Below are 16,805 nucleotides of genomic sequence, written 5' to 3' on the forward strand. Positions count from 1 at the left end.
TCAAGGCTTCAGCGGCAACCCGGTGGTTTGGGCCATAAAGGTCACAAAGGCCGGGTCTTCGCGCAACATCAGTCGGGGCAGGGCGGCGCGGAAATTGGGGCGTTCGCACCAGATTTCAACGTAATCCAACCACGAGTTCCACATCCGGCGATAGCTGGGCGCCGTTTCCCCCTGCAGTAAAATGAACGCCCGCTCAAACAGGCTGACCAGCATTTCATACAGGATCAATTGGCGGCGGGCGGCTTCGGCATCGTCCAGCGGAGTGTCGTGCTGGTCCAGTTCGGGGTGTTCGAACAGTTTTTCCTGAATGCTGGAATAATGATCCATGAGCTTGTCATAGATTTCTTCCTGTTCGGATTCCCGTTCCTTGTGCTCCTGGATAATAAAGGTCGCGATCGCCAGCGGGATACCCACCACGGTTGCGACGTAGCTCAATAATTCCATGGTGGTCAGGAAAGACAGGGATTCCAGCATGCTGGTATACCTAAAAAATTTAGAAAATGGTGCGGCCGAGAAGACTCGAACTTCCACGGGGGTTAGCCCACAGCGACCTCAACGCTGCGCGTCTACCAATTCCGCCACGGCCGCACGCCGAAAAGATTTGAGGTAGAGTGGGTTGTGATTATCAGAAGCGCGGGGACTGTGCAAGTGGGGCGCTCCCCAGGGCCCGTCTCCCTTTGGCAGAGGGGGCGTGAAGGGGATTGTGCTGGGGCGTATTTCGACCTATTTTCCCCCTATGGAAATCAAAACCAGCACCGATCTTGTCGCTTACCCGGACGCCCTTCGTTTTATGGAGGACCGCGTCGCGGCCATCCATACCGGAACGGCGGGGGATCTGGTCTGGTTGCTGGAACACCCGGCCCTTTATACGGCGGGGACCAGCGCCAAGGCATCCGATTTGCTGGATGCGCGCTTCCCGGTTTTTGATGCGGGGCGGGGCGGGGAATACACTTATCACGGCCCCGGCCAGCGCGTCGGGTATGTGATGCTCGATTTAAAGAAGCGCCAGCAAGTTCCTGATCTGAAAAAATATATCTGGCAACTTGAAGAATGGGTGATCCGTGCTATCGCGACCTTCGGTGTGAAGGGCGAACGACGCGAGGGGCGCGTTGGTATCTGGGTCGTGACGCCAGCGGGTGAATCAAAAATCGCGGCAATCGGTGTGCGTATCCGCCACTGGATTACTTACCATGGTGTATCAATCAATGTTGATCCGGATTTGTCGCACTTCACCGGCATCGTGCCGTGTGGCATTCGTGATTACGGCGTGACGTCCTTAAAGGCGTTGACCGGGGCGGATGTGCCCATGGAGGCGTTGGACAAGGCGTTGCTGGACGCGTGGGACAGTGTCTTTTCCCTCGCTGACTCTGGCATAAACTCGGCGGCGTGATTGAACGTGTAATCGCGCAAGGCAGATGAGAACCCTGTCATAGCGGACTGAAGTTGCGCCATTTTTTCGGTATCAACTTCCAGCGTGACCGGGTTCATGTATTGGTCCCGCACCACTTCGATCTGGATGCAATGAACGCCCTGATCCGGTGCGGCGAATTGGCGTAACAGATTGGCCCCGGAGAAGGGGTCGTTGCGCGATGTTTTGTATCCGGCTTTTTCGAAATACGCGGCGGCAAAATCGATCAGGGCGGGGCTGCATGCTGTGCCGTTCAGGTCGCCCAGAACAATGTCGACATCGTGCAGATGTTTTTCCTCCGGCTTGAAGCGGCGGCGCATGGAGTGCATGTCGCAATACAGGGCAAATCCATGTTCGTCGCGGGCATGGCCCAGCATTTTTTGCAGGGTTTCGTAGTACGGGCGATAATACGATACGATGCGATTTTGAACTTCGGCGCTGTCGGGGCGCAGATTGTCGTTGAAAATATTGACCATGCCCTTGTCGGGGTGGCGGACATATTCGGCAAACAGCCCGAATCCTTCCTGAACATAGGGGGTCAGTTTATAGGGCAGGGTCCAGGAATCCCGCAAGGCGGCGGGGTTCAGCTCGTCCTCCGACCGGTTGAGGTCGATACAGGCGCGGTGGATCAGCATTTCCAGAACCGGACTGCCCGTCGCGGGAATGCCCGTCAGGAATTTTTCCACATGAAGGTCGGAAAGGTGAGGGAAATCAGATGGTTCGCAGATATAGTCAAAGTGTAATGGGACAACCGTGCCGCTGTGCGGTGTATCGAACACAATGGGCGAGCGGCGGGTGCCGTTCGGAACATCGTGTATGATAAGAGGTTGATTCACCATTGAAAAAATACCTGTTTACAAAAAACATCATACTAATCCGCGGCCAGGTTGACAAGGTGGTGTTCTGCATAATTTGCGGAAAATGTAACCAGTTTGTCGATATCGTCCTTTAGCGCATTGTAATTCTTGTTTCTTTTGTTTTTTACCTCATCCCAGTACAGGGCTTTGTTGATCTCAATCTGGATGGAGTGGCGGCCCCGGGCCGGATCGGCGTAACGGCGGACCAGTTCCACACCCTTGTACGGGTTGTTCACACTGACTTTGTAGCCCAAACCTCTTAAGAAATCCCTTAGAGCGTGGGTAAAGGCAATATCGCAACTGGTCCCGTCGCGGTCGCCCAGGACGAAATCCGGCTGCGCTGGGAACACGGGCGGCACGGTCGGGGCGGCTGGGAATGGTCCGCGTGCAGGCAGAGTCATGGCCGCGGCCGAGGGCATGGAATGACAGTTAATATGCCAAACCTGGCCATAGCGATAATGCGCATCATCGATCAGGTGTTTCAGGCACGCGTGATAGGGCAGGTAATAATTCTGGATGCGGTGCTGGATGGCGCGCACCGATAATTGTTTGTCATAGACGGGAACGCCCGGTCGAACCAGCCGGCGGATCAACCCGATCCCGGCATAGGATCGCATGCTGGGGCGGAGCGGTCCCGGCCATTTCTCCGATAGCAAATCGACGTCAATATCGTCTTCGGCCCGATTGGTGTCGATATAGCACCGGGGGAACAGGGCACATAATAATGTGCCGCCCGCATCCGCAACGGAGTCAAACAAATGGTCGACGTCGTTATCTTCGGCCCGCTGCAGCATATCGAAGTCACAGGCATATCCAAAATCATCCGGGTAATCGCGCCCGCTGTGCGGGGAATCGAAAATCACCGGAACTTCGCCCACGCGGGGTTGGGTCACGTGATACAGGCGATCGCGATGTAAGGGTGGTGGAAAAAACTCGACGCTCATTTTGGTTTCCATCCAATATGCTGACGGATGGATTTCATCCATGATCTCAAGCTGTGCGCGGTGTTGTCGCGGTGGATGGTGTGGGCGGATTTCACAATGCCTGCGGCGAAGGCGGCTTGTGCCGCGCGAAATCGTTCGCCCACTTCGGCGGGCGATTGGGCGACGGGGTCGATGGCGCGGATATGATTATCAAACGCCATGGCCGTTTCAAAAATGGTGGATCCGGCCGTGTCATACGCGGCGGCCACGGCGTTTTGCGCCATGCGGTCCTCGGCCGTCGCCCGGGGAATGGGGGAGCTGTGATTCATCTTCACTGCGTCCCAATCCACGGCCCGTTCGGCCAGAGTCAGTTTCAGCGCCACCCATTGCAGATCCAGCGGCCCCCCCAGCATTTCCACCTTATATGTAGCGACGGTCTGATCCCCCTTCAGGAACTCAACCGGAATTTGGATGGTCGAGCCCTTGGCCATGGATATGTTCCTGTAAAAATTCCAGAATCCTTCGTCCACATTGGGGATCGTATGGCCCAATTGGCTGGCGGCGGTGCTGAATTTCTTGTTCAAGGATGGCATTATGGTGGTTCGACCGTACGGGGCCCCTTTACCATTCCGGGGCAAGTTATTATAAGTATTACAGATTTTATCTTAAACCACGCCGCTTGCAAAAGCCTTAACCGGAGCCGGATATGCACGATCTTCGCGCCATCAGGGAAAACCCTGAAATATTTGACAAAAACTGGGCCCGTCGGGGTCTGGCGCCGCAAACATCCGCCATTTTGGCCCTGGATGAACAGCGCCGCGCCCTGCAAACCCAGATGCAGGAGCTGCAAAATCGTCGCAACGTGGCCTCCAAGGAAATCGGCCAGATCAAGGCCAAGGGCGGTGACGCCAGCGCCCTGATGGACGAAGTGGCCGCGATCAAGGAGAAAGCCCCCGCGCTGGAGGCTGAAGAAGCCGCTTTGGCCGAAAAGCTGAATGGCATTCTCTCCAGCCTGCCCAATATTCTGGATGCCGATGTTCCCGTTGGACCGGACGAAGACCACAACGTCGAAGTCCGCAAGGAGGGCACCCCGAAAACCCAAAGCGGTCCCGACCATGTCGCGATTGGCGAGGGTCTTGGGATGATGGATTTTGAAACGGCGGCCAAAATGTCGGGCGCGCGTTTCGTGCTGATGCATTCCGGTCTAGCCCAGATGGAGCGTGCCTTGGCACAGTTCATGTTGGACACCCACACCCGCGAACATGGTTATACGGAAGTTTCGCCGCCGTTGTTGGTGCGTGACAATGCCGTGTATGGCACCAACCAGTTGCCGAAATTTTCCGAAGATCTGTTCCGCACCACCACGGATCACTGGCTGATCCCGACGGCGGAAGTGTCGCTGACCAACATGGCGGCGGACATGATTATGGATGCGGAATCCCTGCCATTGCGTGTGACCGCCTTTACCCCATGTTTCCGGTCCGAAGCCGGGGCCGCGGGCAAGGACACCAAGGGCATGATCCGCCAGCACCAGTTCTATAAAGTCGAAATGGTCACCATCACCACGCCGGACCAATCGGCGGCGGAACATGAACGCATGACCAATTGCGCGGAAAACATACTGCGCAAACTGGAATTGCCGTTCCGCACGATCATCCTGTGCGAAGGGGATACCGGGTTTGGCGCACGCCGGACCTATGACCTCGAAGTCTGGCTGCCGGGGCAGGGGAAATACCGTGAAATTTCCAGCTGTTCCAACTGTGGCGACTTCCAGGCCCGCCGGATGAAGGCGCGTATGCGCCGTCGCGGGGGCAAGGATGTTGAATTCGTCCACACCCTGAACGGATCGGGTCTGGCCGTGGGCCGGGCGCTAATCGCCATTTTGGAAAATTACTATGACCCAGCCGATGGTGGCGTGTTTGTTCCAACCGTTTTGAAGCCCTATATGGGCGGTTTGGACAAGATTATGCCGCTGGGGGCCGATGCGCGCGTGTTGCAGGCGGCTGCGGGATAAAACTTCCGGGTCTCGCGTTTTTAAGGAAAGATCGTCATGCCCGCCTTGTGCGGGCATCCGGTTTTATAGGGTACGCGGGTGAACCCGCGTACAGATGTCGTGCTGGATCCCCGCTCGGCGCGCCGCTGGTCGGGGATGACACGGAAAATGGCCATATTCCCCGTTGTCCCCCGGCCCATGTGTGTTTAGAATCGCCGATGTTATGAACACACCCACACCCGCCCCGAAGATTATCCGCCTGATTATGGCCCTGCGCAGTGCAGGCATCACCGACACGGCTGTCCTGAGCGCCATGGAGCGGATTCCGCGCGAGATCTTTATCCCCCGCGCGATGCAGGATCAGGCGTATGAGGATATTGCCCTGCCCATCGGGCGCGGCCAGACGATCAGCCAGCCTTTCATCGTCGCCTATATGACCCAGGCGCTAGAGCTGAACGACCGGATGAAGGTGTTGGAGATTGGCACCGGGTCGGGGTATCAGGCGTGCATCCTCTCCAAACTCGTCCGCCGGGTTTACACGATTGAACGGCACAAGCCATTGTTGGAACATGCCGAGAAGATTTTTGAGCAGTTGAAAATCCGCAACATTACCGCCATTGCCGGGGATGGGATGAAGGGCTGGCCGCAACAAGCGCCGTTCGACCGTATCATCGTCACGGCGGCCGCGCAGGATTCCCCGCCGCAAGCCTTGCTGGAACAACTGGCCATCGGCGGCATTATGATTGTGCCCGTAGGCCGCACGGGCCATCAGGTTTTAAAACGGTACAAGCGCGAAGGTGATGATACTTACGCGGTGAAGGATTTGATGCCGGTTCGCTTCGTTCCGCTTCTGCCCGATTTGGCCCGCTACAGTGAAAATGCCGATGATCCGGTTGAAAATGATGATGGCGCGTAAATGGGTTGTTATTATTGCGGGGCTGTTGTTGGTGTCGGGGTGCGGGTCGGCCCCGTATGATGTTCATACCTATAAATTCGGTCAGCATGGCGGCGCGGGCAGTTCCGGGGCCCATGTCGTGGCCGCCGGGGACAGTGTTTATGCGCTGGCCGAACGCTATCGTCTGGATATGCGGGATATTATCACGGTCAATAATCTGAATGCGCCCTATACGCTGGAGCCGGGGCAGCATTTGCTGTTGCCGCCGCCGCGTGAATATAAGGTGCGCGCTGGGGATAGTCTTTATACCGTGTCGCGTTTGTTTGGGGTCAGCATCACCGATATTGCGCGGCTGAATAATCTGCGCACACCCTATACCGTCATGGCGGGATCGACGTTGCGGATTCCGGCGACGGCGGTAGAAGAAACCGTAACGCGCCAGCATGTTGCCATGAAGGGTGCCGCCAGTGCCGATGTGATTGAGCGTGAAACATTGGCACCAATCAATCCGCCCGCGCGGCCCGGCGCGGTGACGGCGGAGGCGTTGCCGCCCCCATCCTCATCCACTCAGGTGGCGAAGGCGTCGCCTTCATCCGCGTCTATCCCGGCACCGGATGTGCGTCCGGCCAACCAGGCGTCGAAAAAACTGGCCGCGAAAGTTCCGGAAACCGTGCCACCCCGCGCATCGTCAAAATTCCTGCGCCCGGTCGATGGCAAGGTGATTTCGTCCTATGGCGCGAAGGCGGGTGGTCTGCATAATGACGGCATCAATATTCAGGCGGCCAAGGGCGCGCCGGTGAAGGCCGCTGAAAACGGCGTTGTTGTGTATGCCAGCAATGAAATGAAGGGGTATGGGAATATGGTTCTGATCCGCCATGCGGATCGATGGATGACCGCGTATTCCCACATGGATTCCATCAGCATCAAACGTGGCGATACGGTCAAACGTGGGCAGGCGATTGGCACGGTGGGGATGACCGGGTCGGTGGATACGCCGCAACTGCATTTTGAAATTCGCCGCGGGGTTCAGGCGTTGAATCCTGAAGCCTATCTGGATGGGCGGAAATCATAATGGGGGGCGTGATTGGCCTGATGGCCGCGGTTCAGCAGGTGGGGTGGCTGGTCGCGGGCCTGTTCTTCTGGTTTATCGCGTGTGTGATGATCCTGAGTCATATCTATGATCGCCGGACCAAAAAAACCTATAACGGCCAGATTGCGGGTTTGCGCGTGCGCGGGGATGTGACGAAGGGGAAGGCTGTTTATTATCCGATTGTGTCTTATACAAACGAATCCGGTGCACTGATTGAAGCGGAAACGCGCCACGGATCATCCGGATTGGCCGGAAAATTACCGGGGCGGGCCGTGCGCGTGATGCCGGATGCGCATGAACCCGGTGTTGTCACCATTCGCGACGGGTCCGGAATTTTCCTGACGCTGGTTTTATTGGCAATGGGCGCGGTGCCGATTATAATTGGCGTATCGCAATATCCCGTCACGCCCTATACGATTTTGATCTTTGCCGCTTTCGGGGCGTGGGTGGCGTGGAAGATTGCGCGCATGATCCGCCCGCGCCATGAATGGCAAAGCCGTGAAGAGTTCCGCCGTCGCAAGGCGGCAGAATTATTGACCAAGCGCGCAGAGTGCGCACGCATCAACCGCGATGAAGCAATCGTGCAGTTAAAGGCGATTGATGATCTGGCCTTCCGTTTTCTTCCTCTCAGTCTTTTGATCGCTTTTATTTTTCTGGGTGTTGGTGCATGGGTTGGCTATGACACGGGGACGCTGTTGAAAAACCGCGCCCATGCCGAGGGGCGCGTCGTGGCTCTTGATCGACCATCAGGGTCGGATGCGTATTACCCGGTTGTGGAATATCGCACCCATGATGATGAATGGGTGCGCTTTACCGACAAGACGGGCAGCAATGCGCCCAGCGTGGCGGTTGGGCAGGGCGTTGATGTCATTTACGATGTCCGTAAACCGGACCGCGCCATGATTGGCACAACCGTGCCCGCCGTGTGGATTGTTGTGGTGGCGTGTGGTCTGGTCGGGTTGGTGGTGCTGGTGGCTGTGATCCGGACCTTTTGCGGCGTTACGATGTGGCGGCGGCGCGGCTATAATATTTTCTAATCCATTGATTTTATAATGTTTTTGCCCGTTTGTTGGGGCGTAAAATTCTTGCAATATTTCATAATATCGTACTATTGTGCCGCACATTCAGGATCAAGGTACGGCGCGCACATGAAAATATGGGGCATCAGTTTTGGGTTTAATCGGCGCAGTGGGGGGACAGAATCTCCACTGGCGTTGCCAGCGCCTGAACAACCCTCCGATATCATGCCCGCGTTTCAGCGTGCGGTCTATGGTGTGACGTGCCGCACGCTATCATATCCCGCCGTTGTCGCGGAGGATGCCGTTCATTACCGTGCCCTTGCTACCACCATGACATTGGACCAATGGTGCATTCAAAAAATAACAGAGCGCGCAGCTCAGTTGGAAACAGATAAATGCCCGGTTTCCACACCCAACAGAAAAATTGATGTTGTGAAAGAGGGGCTTTGTTTTTTTGATGCGCTGACTTACCTGGCCCGGGTGGAGCAGGCGGCGCAAACCGATCCGGTGGGCCCGACGCGCAAAGATTTGGGCACGGACCATTACGAAGCCTTTGGGCTTTTGCACGATATCATTCCGGATGTGCATGGTATGCCCCAACCGACAATCGGCGGGCATCCGATGGTTGCCGGGGTTTACGCGGATACGGCAACGGCGGCCTTGCACGATGCGCGGGGGCAGCTGGAATTAAAATCCATGCTGGCCCCAAAGGCGCAGATGGAAGCGCGCGGTAATGTTCTGAACCTTGGTGAAAAATTGCATAATTTTATGGTTCAGTCGCGCAAGGAAGATGATTTAAAACGTGCGGCGCAAATTATGACGTTGTGGGTTGATCTATGTGCGGAGATTTGGAACAGAGCCGATATGTGTATCTCTGATGAACGCTATCCGTATTATAACAGTGAACCGTACAATGGTCTTGCTCAATCATCGTTAAATGACCGTTACGGTGTTGATATTCAATGTTACCGTTTTGACAGCACATATGATTATCGTGCCAGTGGTGTGTTTTCCCGCTGTGAAAAAGTTTTAAGCGAAATCAAGACGTTCAGTGCGGAGGAAAGTGCAACGGTTCATTCCTATCTGCGGGAAGCGGCGTATATCGCTATGGTTCAAGACGCGGCGTATGTGCTGCGTGAAGCGAAGAATACGTCGGATGAATCGGCCAAGGCGTCAAAAACAATTTCCAGCATCCAGGATTCCGCCGCGCGGTTACAGAGCGAGGCTAATGGCAAATCGTATTATAAGGATGCCGTTGCAGATGAATATAAACGTCGCTTTATTGCTGATGTTGAAAGTTGGACCATGTTAAAGGCCATGCCGGATCACATCGTGTCCGCGGCCAGAGCCATGCAACGCATGGCCGGAGAGGCGGCGCAAATGCGCCATCAGGTCTTGGTGGAGGCAAAAGCCGCCCAGAGCAAAAACAGGCTCGGTTAGGCGCAGGGTTGGCTTATCTCACTGATACTCAATAGTTTTTGTTGTGTTTCTTGCCCATAATTTTCTTGCAATATTCCATAATATAACGCTATCCTGCCCCATTCTGAAATCGTCGGGGGTATGCCCCCATGTCCGGGACCGTATACGATGAAATGGCTGTCGAAAGATAAGAGTGCGGCGAACCGTGATGAACGATCATTGCGGGGTCAGTTGCTGGATAATTTCCGCCGGGCCAAATACGGTGCGACATGCCGCACATTGGCATTCCCGACACAGATCGAAGGTGAAAGCCATTATTACCGCGCCACGGCCCTGACGCCGTTGCTGGATCAATGGATGGTTCAACGTGTTGTCGACCGTCCGGTTTTGCTGGAGCCGTCAAATCTTCCTGTTACAACGGACAATATCCAGCCGGTTCTCGTGCGGGATGATTTGAATTTTTTCGAAGCCATCGAATATCTGGCCCGGTTTGAAGTGACCAGCAATGGTGACCCGGTGGGGGCAGATCGCGATGGCCTCAGTCTGGACCATTACGAATCATTCGCCATGCGTCATGAAATTCTGTTTGACGCGTCCGGTATGCCGCAACCAACCGTGAACGGGCAGATTGTGACTAACAATGCCTATGCCAAGCAAACAGTTGAAAAATTCAAAGAGATCCAGGATCAAAAGGGCGATCTCTCCGATCAGGGCAGTGCCTGGCTGTGTGAAATGTTCAAGCAGAAAAGCCGTCTTGAGCCGTTGGTCATGGATTATCTGCGGAACAACAAGGTCATGCTGGATGGTCAGTCCGTTCTAAGTGTTATGAAACCCGTAACAGATCTTTTCGATGAAATGTGGCGTGCAAAATCTGTTTATGTATGGGATGCTTCGGAGTGCAAGGACAAAGGTCTGCGCCGCCTGAAACAGTATTTTGAAGGCAATATTGCCCGCGAACATATGGCGGATAGGGCAAAGACAGTATTTGGCCAATTGCGCAAGGATGCAAAAGCGCCGTTTTTTTCTCCTGCTGCAAAAAATATGCTGGAAACATTTCTGGATGAAATGGAAGCCATCGCCCTGACGCAGGAGGCTGTGTATCTGACGCACAGCACAGGCCTGCGCGATAACGAAAAAAATAACTGGATTTTAAAAGAGATCAGAAACCGTTATTTGCAATTGCAGGGGGGTGCCCTATCGGCGCGGTTCAATCCGTATTCCTCTGCACGCAAGGAATTTGACAGTATTGTCCGTAACGCCATCTTTCTGGACCACGTTCCACCGCATATTACGCACTATGTGCAAGGTATTCAAAACGGGCGTGAATCGGCATTGAAAACCATAGCAAATATACAGCGCATCAGCGGCAGGTATGTTGAATGAAGCTGGGTTTTTTAAAAAGCTTCAGATGGCCTCAATTATTCTCTGTTGAACAACAGGAAGAGCAAAAGTTATTGCCAGCGCCTGCTGAGGAGACGCTGTCCGATGCTTTTTCAAAGGCTGTGTTCGGGCGAAAATTCCGTACCTGTGAATACACCAACGTCCATTTGCCCGAAGGCAATAGCCAGTATTTAAAGGCCGTTGCCCTGGCCGCCGATCAATGGAATGTGGTTAAGGTGTCCCAAGTGGGGGATGATTACACCATCGTTCCCGTTTTGGAAAACGTTCAGTTTGGCAAGGCTGCACAATATTTACTGGAATATGAGGCCACGGCCCTGGATATGAATTTGATTCCTTGTGGTATGGACAGGGATGCGCTTGGGTTCGACCACGTTGAAAATTTCTGTCTGCGCGAAGGGATTGTTCCGGACCGTCATGGCCGTTTGCACTTACCCGTAGAAGGGGAAATCGTTACATCCGGAAATTTCGATCCCAATAATATAAAAAAATACGAAAATTTATATGCGCAAATTCAGTCCAGGGATTTGGTTCTGACGAATGTGTGGAATTCCCAGTGTATTGTCGATCTGTTCGCCCATTATAAAGAGGGCCCGCAATGGAGTGTTTTACGGCAGGACATTGCCGAAATGCATTGTTTAAAAGAAATCTATTTCGCGGTGCGCTGTGCCGTTTTGATTGAGCAATGTGTTCTGGATATTCAAAACGGATCAAAAAAATATAATGATGATCCAATCAATAAAATCACGGGCCTTTTTGTGCTTGATGGGTTTTGGATCAATGATGAAGATATCCGCAGTATGGCCATGGCTGCGGTCGAAGACCGCAATTTTGCAATCGCGGATCATATCATCGAGCGATCCATTAACATTATTGGAACGCCCGTTGTTGAATTGGCGGATGTTAAAGAAGACGCCATTCGCTTCCTGCGTGATTTACGCATTTTTGAATGTGTGCGGAAAAGCAAAGACTTGCTTTCAAATGGCGCCCTGTCCATGGGGGCGTATCAGAAACAGAAAATTGATGAATGGATGTGCACCATGGTCACGATGGCGGGAAACAACGGATATTCTGATGAGCGGACAAGCCATATTCGTGCAGCTATGTGTGATACAACGCCATTAACCGAACTGCCCGTCGGGGCCATGGATTTTATGGCCAAGCTTGAAGCCAGCTATCGCGAAGCGGCCATGGTCATTGATCGGAAAATTGGCAATGATCATCAGAAGGTCAGTGCACACAAATGGTTGCCGCAATCGTCCATAGTCTATGTCACCCGCAAAGGCGGAGATGGCGAATGGGAACCGTAAATGGCGGTGGCGTGCTGATGCCTTGGGGCGGATACAAAAAACGGCGATCCGGTTAATGGATCGCCGTTTTTTTTGTATCCGTGTGTTGGGTTATGCCGGCTTCGGTGTGGCCGGGCCTTTTTTCAGCGAGGCCAGACTGGTCAGCGGTTTGGCGTTATCCGGGTTGGCCAGCCATGTGGCGTGAACCATGTGGGCACCATCCTGCATGACGATGCAGTCGGCATTGTTGCCGCTGATCCGGTCGCGCAGGGATTTTACGGCGGCTTCGCCGGTGGCTTTCAATTCACCCAACTGCGGTTGGACCTTGGCAAATGTGCTGGCCAGTGTAGCGGCCATCTGGGCTTTGCCGATCAATCCACCTTTGACGGCACCCAGGAAGCTCATCGCCAGGGCGGGGGCTTCGCTCTTCAGCGTTTTGCCAACGGTTTTCAGGCTTTCAACGGCGGCGTCCTTGTTGAGGGCCAGGCCGTTGAGGCCATCCCGCTTCAATGCGGTGAGCATTTCAACAAGGGATACGGAGTCCTTGGCCGGCGTCCATTCCGGCTGGTTCAACATGCGATACAGGCACAAAGACTGATCCAGTTTACGAATTTTGGTTTGGTCCAGATTGGTGTAGGTGAGCAGGGCGCTATACACCTTGCGCAGATCGGTCAGTGTACCGGCGACATGATAGTCTTGTCCGCCTTCACTGGCCCCGACGGCCAGGACATGGGTTGGTTTTGTGGCCATTTCTTTCTCCAAAATATTATTTAAATTCAATGCGTTAGTGTTCTTTGATTTGAGTGTAGCCAAAAGGTGCAAAAAAAGAAAGTAATTTTTCATAAAAAGCTTGCGCGGGCTCAGGGTTGGCTTTATAAATTTCCGTAATATTTTTGCGGCGTGCGCCAAGAACCATAAAAGGCCAAGAATCATAAAAGGAACGAAAACAATGGTTATGAAAGACGATGAAAACACAGACGTTCAGGTTGAAGTTTTGACCAGCGCGGATGGTGATCAATTCAACGATGTTCCCGATTATCGTACGGCCGATAAAAAAACACGCGCTGCGATGGATAAGATGATTGCAACGGTCGATTGGGATGATCTCAACACCATCATGGTTTTCGGCCAGGAAGCTCTGGACGAGGTTGCTGTTGTATCCGATGCGATTAATGATCGCGCGTTAAAGGATGACAGCTTCATGGCGGAGATGCGCAAATGCGCAGAAGAAATTGAGAATATGGACGTCAGCGAAACAATGCAGCGCGTTCAGATGTTCGCAAAAGCCAGCCTCAATACGATTGTCGAGAATAAGGGCGCCGTGGCGACCGGGCTTTTGGGGACGATGCTGATGAACCCTCTCTATGGCCTTTTGGCCGGCATTGGCTTCAAAGGTGCTCAAGTTGCCAAAGAAAAGTATGATGCTATCAAAGGCAAGGCCACTGGCGATATAGATCATGGCAAACAGGCAGAAGCCATTCGCGACGATTTGCGCAAAGCCATCCTGAGCACGCGGTCGATTGTCAAGCAACTGGAAGATGGACGCGATAAAATCCCGCTCTATGTCAGCGAAGTAAACGCGTTGGGCGCGGCACAAACAAAAGCCGATAAGCTTATGGCTCTGGTAATCGGTGCGGGAAGGGAGGCACTGCGCCGTCTGCATGAAGATATTTTGCCTAAGATGACAGCGACAGATGCAGCCAGCCTAGATAGGTTGCGCGAACGCCAGATGGCTGGCCATGTCATGGAGAGAACCATCGACGGGCACATCGCATCACGCGCGATCGGTTTGAACAGCATGGTCGTTCTTTACGAAACAAAAAGAATGTACGCATCGACCTATTTAAAGTTTCAAGAGCATTTGAATCGGTCCGTTCGAGAATGGAAACGGCAGATTGCCCACGGGAATTTGATGGTTGATCAGATGGACCTTCAGTTGGTCGGTACCGCGGCGGATAAAAAGGGAATTGATCTGCACGAAAAGGCGGAAAAATTGCATGAAACAACCCGCCTGATGCACCAGAAGAGCATGGGGCAGGGCACCTATGATATGACCAAGATTGCGGAAGCAACGGAACGCCTCGTTAAAAAGATTGGTACAGATCTGAATGAACTGGGTGAAGCGCGAATTGCGCAGCAGGCCGCGCGGGATCGTTTGAATGCAGCCACGAAAGACCTGGCCTCGAAATTCCAGGAAAGCGTCCAGAAAGACTCGTTCCTGGTTCTGGAATCAGGCACCAAGAGCGCGGCGGCCCTGGAATTTGAGCAGAGCGCGAAAGTGGACACGCTGGTTGGCGATAATGACAATACGGCACAACCTGTTGAAGCCAAGCCGGGCGCGAAAAAGCCCCGTGCCCCGCGTGCCGCAAAGCCGAGCGCCAAGCCGAAATAAGGCCTGAAATCTGGCTTAACGGCCTTATTTCACAGGAAAATTATGAACAAGCCCGCCAATCGCTTGCGTTTGGCGGGCTTGTGGCTATAGTCCGGGGACGATTCCACACATCTTTGTTACGAAAAATACGAGGGTTTTTGCGCCATGTTTATCTCTATCGCACATGCATCGGCTGATGCCGCCGCCGCAACCGGTTCCACGGGCGGGATGCTGACATCCAACCTGCTGATGATCCTGTTGATGGTTGTCATGTTCTATCTGTTGCTGATCCGTCCGCAACAGCGCCGGTTTAAAGAACACCGCGATATGCTGGACGCGCTGAAAAAGGGCGACAAGGTTCTGACCGCTGGTGGCCTGATTGGTGCAGTAGACTCTATTGATACCGCGAATGGCGAAGTTGTTGTCGATCTGGGCAATGGTTTGAAGGTGACGGCTCTGCGCTCCACCATCCAGACCCGCATTGATCCGAAACCGGCCAACGACACCGTGAAGAAATAATATAGACGGTCCAAAGAAGGGCGACCCCCCATGATTTATATTGAGACCTGGAAAAAAATTCTGATCGTTCTGGTCTGTGTTCTGTCGCTGATTTACAGCGCACCGAACCTGCTGGACCAGGCCACGCGGGACAAGATGGCCCAGACGATGCCGGGCTTCGTTCCGCACAAGGCGGTCAATCTGGGGCTTGATTTGCAAGGCGGGTCGCACCTTCTGCTCAAAGTCGAATTGGGCGACGTTCTGACTCAGCGGGCTGATACGCTGGTCCAATCTCTGCGCCCGGAATTGCGCGAGGCGAAAATCGGCTATACCCGGATTGCCCCGGTTCCAAACGGTGTGCGGGTATCCTTGCGCGCCGATGCCGATGTGGATCAGGTGAAGTCGATCATGCGGAAGCTGGATTCCGACCTGACCGTTCTGGTCAGTGAAGACGGGAAAACAGTTGAAGGGACGTTGAGTGAGGTCGCGATGAAAAAGATCGCAGACCAGACGCTGGGCCAATCCATCGAAATCGTTCGTCGCCGCGTTGATGAATCCGGCACGCGCGAACCGGTGATCGCGCGTCAGGGCGATGATCGTATCGTTTTGCAATTGCCGGGCGTTGATGACCCGCAACGGATTAAAGAAATTCTGGGCAGAACCGCCAAGCTGTCCTTCCACATGGTGGATACGGGCCGGTCTGGCACGTCATTGGCCGAGGGGGGCGGGACACGCACGTTGCCGTCCGCCGATATGCCGGGTGTGGACATCACCATTTTCCGCCAGCCGATTTTGACGGGCGATATGTTGACCAACGCGCAGCCTTCGTTCCAGCAACAAGGTCCGGCGGTTAGCTTTAACCTGAATTCCGTCGGGGCTCGCCGTTTTTGTGACGTGACGAGCAAGCCGGAAAATATCGGTCAGCCTTTCGCTATTGTTCTGGATGATGTCGTCATTTCCGCGCCGGCCATTCGCGAGCCGATTTGCGGTGGTGCGGCCCAGATTTCGGGCAGCTTTACGGTTGAAGAAACCAATGACCTTGCGCTCTTGCTGCGGGCTGGTGCTTTGCCCGCACCGCTCAGCGTGATGGAAGAACGCACCGTCGGACCGTCTTTGGGGGCGGATTCGGTTGCGGCCGGTAAAACGGCATGTCTGATGGCGCTGTTGTTCGTCATTATTTTGTCCATGGCTGTTTATGGGTTGTTTGGCGTGTTTGCGTCGGTGGCCTTGCTGCTGAACATGGTGATGATTATGGCGATTATGTCGGTGTTGCAGGCGACGCTGACCCTGCCGGGGATTGCCGGTATCGTTTTGACCATCGGTCTGGCGGTTGACGCCAACGTGCTGGTGTTCGAACGGATGAAGGAAGAATTGCGATCCGGGCGCAGTATTAACTCCGCTTTGGATACGGCCTATCGCCGGGCGCTGACGACCATTACCGACTCCAACCTGACATCGTTGATTGCGGCCTTGGTCCTGTTCTCCTTTGGTACCGGGCCGATCAAAGGCTTTGCCGTAACCATGACCATCGGCATTATCACGTCATATTTCTGTTCGCTGGCGTTGACGCGGGCGATGATTGTGACGTGGCTGCACCGCGTTAAACCCAAATCCATCCCGGTCTAAGACACGCGGAGAGGACAGA

Annotated in this window: 16 protein-coding genes, 1 tRNA gene and 1 pseudogene; 11 read left to right on the forward strand and 7 right to left on the reverse strand. The window is 54.1% G+C overall.

The window, feature by feature from the left end; all coding sequences use genetic code 11:
• Together A11S_RS03500 and A11S_RS03505 are read right to left on the reverse strand one after the other, a co-directional pair.
• Window positions 1-474, reverse strand: coding sequence for a hypothetical protein (locus A11S_RS03500; RefSeq protein ID WP_015467112.1), 474 nt, complete (start codon window positions 472-474; stop codon window positions 1-3).
• 27 nt (window positions 475-501) lie between these two features.
• A tRNA-Leu gene (locus A11S_RS03505) sits at window positions 502-588 on the reverse strand.
• A 148-nt stretch (window positions 589-736) separates the two neighbouring features.
• Here A11S_RS03505 and lipB point away from each other — a divergent pair.
• On the forward strand, window positions 737-1,390 hold the full coding sequence (lipB, locus tag A11S_RS11765) for a lipoyl(octanoyl) transferase LipB (RefSeq protein WP_081604746.1): 654 nt from the start codon (window positions 737-739) through the stop codon (window positions 1,388-1,390).
• 107 nt (window positions 1,391-1,497) lie between these two features.
• Here the strand turns inward: lipB and A11S_RS12040 are convergent.
• The 3 genes and pseudogenes from A11S_RS12040 to A11S_RS03520 all read right to left on the reverse strand — a co-directional run.
• A pseudogene (locus tag A11S_RS12040) lies at window positions 1,498-2,247 on the reverse strand (N-formylglutamate amidohydrolase); the annotation flags it as partial.
• 32 nt (window positions 2,248-2,279) lie between these two features.
• A complete protein-coding gene (locus A11S_RS03515) occupies window positions 2,280-3,209 on the reverse strand; it encodes an N-formylglutamate amidohydrolase (RefSeq protein WP_015467114.1) in 930 nt (309 codons plus the stop codon).
• Window positions 3,206-3,781: a hypothetical protein gene (locus A11S_RS03520; protein ID WP_015467115.1), complete on the reverse strand. Its 576-nt coding sequence runs from the start codon at window positions 3,779-3,781 to the stop codon at window positions 3,206-3,208. The genes A11S_RS03515 and A11S_RS03520 overlap by 4 nt, the downstream gene beginning before the upstream one ends.
• 113 nt (window positions 3,782-3,894) lie before the next feature.
• On the opposite strand from A11S_RS03520, the gene serS reads away from it, so the two are divergent.
• Window positions 3,895-5,202 (forward strand): serine--tRNA ligase, encoded by a 1,308-nt coding sequence (gene serS, locus A11S_RS03525; protein WP_015467116.1) that lies wholly within the window; start codon window positions 3,895-3,897, stop codon window positions 5,200-5,202.
• A 20-nt stretch (window positions 5,203-5,222) separates the two neighbouring features.
• On the opposite strand, the gene A11S_RS12140 is transcribed toward serS, so the two are convergent.
• The gene (locus tag A11S_RS12140; RefSeq protein ID WP_015467117.1) at window positions 5,223-5,357 is read right to left on the reverse strand and encodes a hypothetical protein; all 135 of its coding nucleotides are present in this window, start codon (window positions 5,355-5,357) and stop codon (window positions 5,223-5,225) included.
• A gap of 47 nt (window positions 5,358-5,404) precedes the next feature.
• On the opposite strand from A11S_RS12140, the gene A11S_RS03530 reads away from it, so the two are divergent.
• From A11S_RS03530 to A11S_RS03555, 6 genes are all read left to right on the forward strand, one after another.
• Complete coding sequence (locus tag A11S_RS03530; protein ID WP_015467118.1) at window positions 5,405-6,097, forward strand: protein-L-isoaspartate(D-aspartate) O-methyltransferase; 693 nt, start codon at window positions 5,405-5,407, stop codon at window positions 6,095-6,097.
• Window positions 6,066-7,148: a M23 family metallopeptidase gene (locus tag A11S_RS03535; protein ID WP_235068121.1), complete on the forward strand. Its 1,083-nt coding sequence runs from the start codon at window positions 6,066-6,068 to the stop codon at window positions 7,146-7,148. The genes A11S_RS03530 and A11S_RS03535 overlap by 32 nt, the downstream gene beginning before the upstream one ends.
• The gene (locus A11S_RS03540) at window positions 7,148-8,203 is read left to right on the forward strand and encodes a DUF3592 domain-containing protein (RefSeq protein WP_015467120.1); all 1,056 of its coding nucleotides are present in this window, start codon (window positions 7,148-7,150) and stop codon (window positions 8,201-8,203) included. Before A11S_RS03535 ends, A11S_RS03540 begins: the two co-directional genes overlap by 1 nt.
• A 111-nt stretch (window positions 8,204-8,314) precedes the next feature.
• Complete coding sequence (locus A11S_RS03545) at window positions 8,315-9,625, forward strand: hypothetical protein (RefSeq protein ID WP_081604748.1); 1,311 nt, start codon at window positions 8,315-8,317, stop codon at window positions 9,623-9,625.
• 147 nt (window positions 9,626-9,772) lie between these two features.
• Window positions 9,773-10,987, forward strand: coding sequence for a hypothetical protein (locus A11S_RS03550; protein ID WP_015467122.1), 1,215 nt, complete (start codon window positions 9,773-9,775; stop codon window positions 10,985-10,987).
• A gap of 71 nt (window positions 10,988-11,058) precedes the next feature.
• Complete coding sequence (locus A11S_RS03555) at window positions 11,059-12,312, forward strand: hypothetical protein (RefSeq protein WP_235068124.1); 1,254 nt, start codon at window positions 11,059-11,061, stop codon at window positions 12,310-12,312.
• A gap of 90 nt (window positions 12,313-12,402) precedes the next feature.
• Here the strand turns inward: A11S_RS03555 and A11S_RS03560 are convergent, their stop codons facing one another.
• Window positions 12,403-13,041: a hypothetical protein gene (locus A11S_RS03560; RefSeq protein ID WP_235068127.1), complete on the reverse strand. Its 639-nt coding sequence runs from the start codon at window positions 13,039-13,041 to the stop codon at window positions 12,403-12,405.
• 199 nt (window positions 13,042-13,240) lie between these two features.
• On the opposite strand from A11S_RS03560, the gene A11S_RS03565 reads away from it, so the two are divergent.
• The 3 genes from A11S_RS03565 (at window position 13,241) to secD (ending at window position 16,786) form a co-directional block, all read left to right on the forward strand.
• Window positions 13,241-14,683 carry a hypothetical protein gene (locus tag A11S_RS03565; protein WP_015467126.1) on the forward strand — a complete coding sequence of 481 codons (1,443 nt, stop codon included), beginning with the start codon at window positions 13,241-13,243 and terminating at the stop codon, window positions 14,681-14,683.
• A 144-nt stretch (window positions 14,684-14,827) separates the two neighbouring features.
• A complete protein-coding gene (yajC, locus tag A11S_RS03570; RefSeq protein ID WP_015467127.1) occupies window positions 14,828-15,181 on the forward strand; it encodes a preprotein translocase subunit YajC in 354 nt (117 codons plus the stop codon).
• Between the two features lie 30 nt (window positions 15,182-15,211).
• Window positions 15,212-16,786, forward strand: a complete 1,575-nt coding sequence (gene secD / locus A11S_RS03575) for a protein translocase subunit SecD (RefSeq protein ID WP_015467128.1) — start codon at window positions 15,212-15,214, stop codon at window positions 16,784-16,786.
• Window positions 16,787-16,805 lie beyond the last annotated feature (19 nt).

Source organism: Micavibrio aeruginosavorus EPB, assembly GCF_000348745.1.
In the GTDB taxonomy this organism is placed as follows: Bacteria; Pseudomonadota; Alphaproteobacteria; order Micavibrionales; family Micavibrionaceae; genus Micavibrio; species Micavibrio aeruginosavorus_A.

Coding starts and splice junctions, on each gene's coding strand:
- A11S_RS03500 (WP_015467112.1), bottom strand. CDS start 474: ATGCTGGAATCCCTGTCTTTCCTGACCACCATGGAATTATTGAGCTAC.
- lipB (WP_081604746.1), top strand. CDS start 737: ATGGAAATCAAAACCAGCACCGATCTTGTCGCTTACCCGGACGCCCTT.
- A11S_RS03515 (WP_015467114.1), bottom strand. CDS start 3,209: ATGAGCGTCGAGTTTTTTCCACCACCCTTACATCGCGATCGCCTGTAT.
- A11S_RS03520 (WP_015467115.1), bottom strand. CDS start 3,781: ATGCCATCCTTGAACAAGAAATTCAGCACCGCCGCCAGCCAATTGGGC.
- serS (WP_015467116.1), top strand. CDS start 3,895: ATGCACGATCTTCGCGCCATCAGGGAAAACCCTGAAATATTTGACAAA.
- A11S_RS12140 (WP_015467117.1), bottom strand. CDS start 5,357: ATGGCCATTTTCCGTGTCATCCCCGACCAGCGGCGCGCCGAGCGGGGA.
- A11S_RS03530 (WP_015467118.1), top strand. CDS start 5,405: ATGAACACACCCACACCCGCCCCGAAGATTATCCGCCTGATTATGGCC.
- A11S_RS03535 (WP_235068121.1), top strand. CDS start 6,066: ATGATCCGGTTGAAAATGATGATGGCGCGTAAATGGGTTGTTATTATT.
- A11S_RS03540 (WP_015467120.1), top strand. CDS start 7,148: ATGGGGGGCGTGATTGGCCTGATGGCCGCGGTTCAGCAGGTGGGGTGG.
- A11S_RS03545 (WP_081604748.1), top strand. CDS start 8,315: ATGAAAATATGGGGCATCAGTTTTGGGTTTAATCGGCGCAGTGGGGGG.
- A11S_RS03550 (WP_015467122.1), top strand. CDS start 9,773: ATGAAATGGCTGTCGAAAGATAAGAGTGCGGCGAACCGTGATGAACGA.
- A11S_RS03560 (WP_235068127.1), bottom strand. CDS start 13,041: ATGGCCACAAAACCAACCCATGTCCTGGCCGTCGGGGCCAGTGAAGGC.
- A11S_RS03565 (WP_015467126.1), top strand. CDS start 13,241: ATGGTTATGAAAGACGATGAAAACACAGACGTTCAGGTTGAAGTTTTG.
- yajC (WP_015467127.1), top strand. CDS start 14,828: ATGTTTATCTCTATCGCACATGCATCGGCTGATGCCGCCGCCGCAACC.
- secD (WP_015467128.1), top strand. CDS start 15,212: ATGATTTATATTGAGACCTGGAAAAAAATTCTGATCGTTCTGGTCTGT.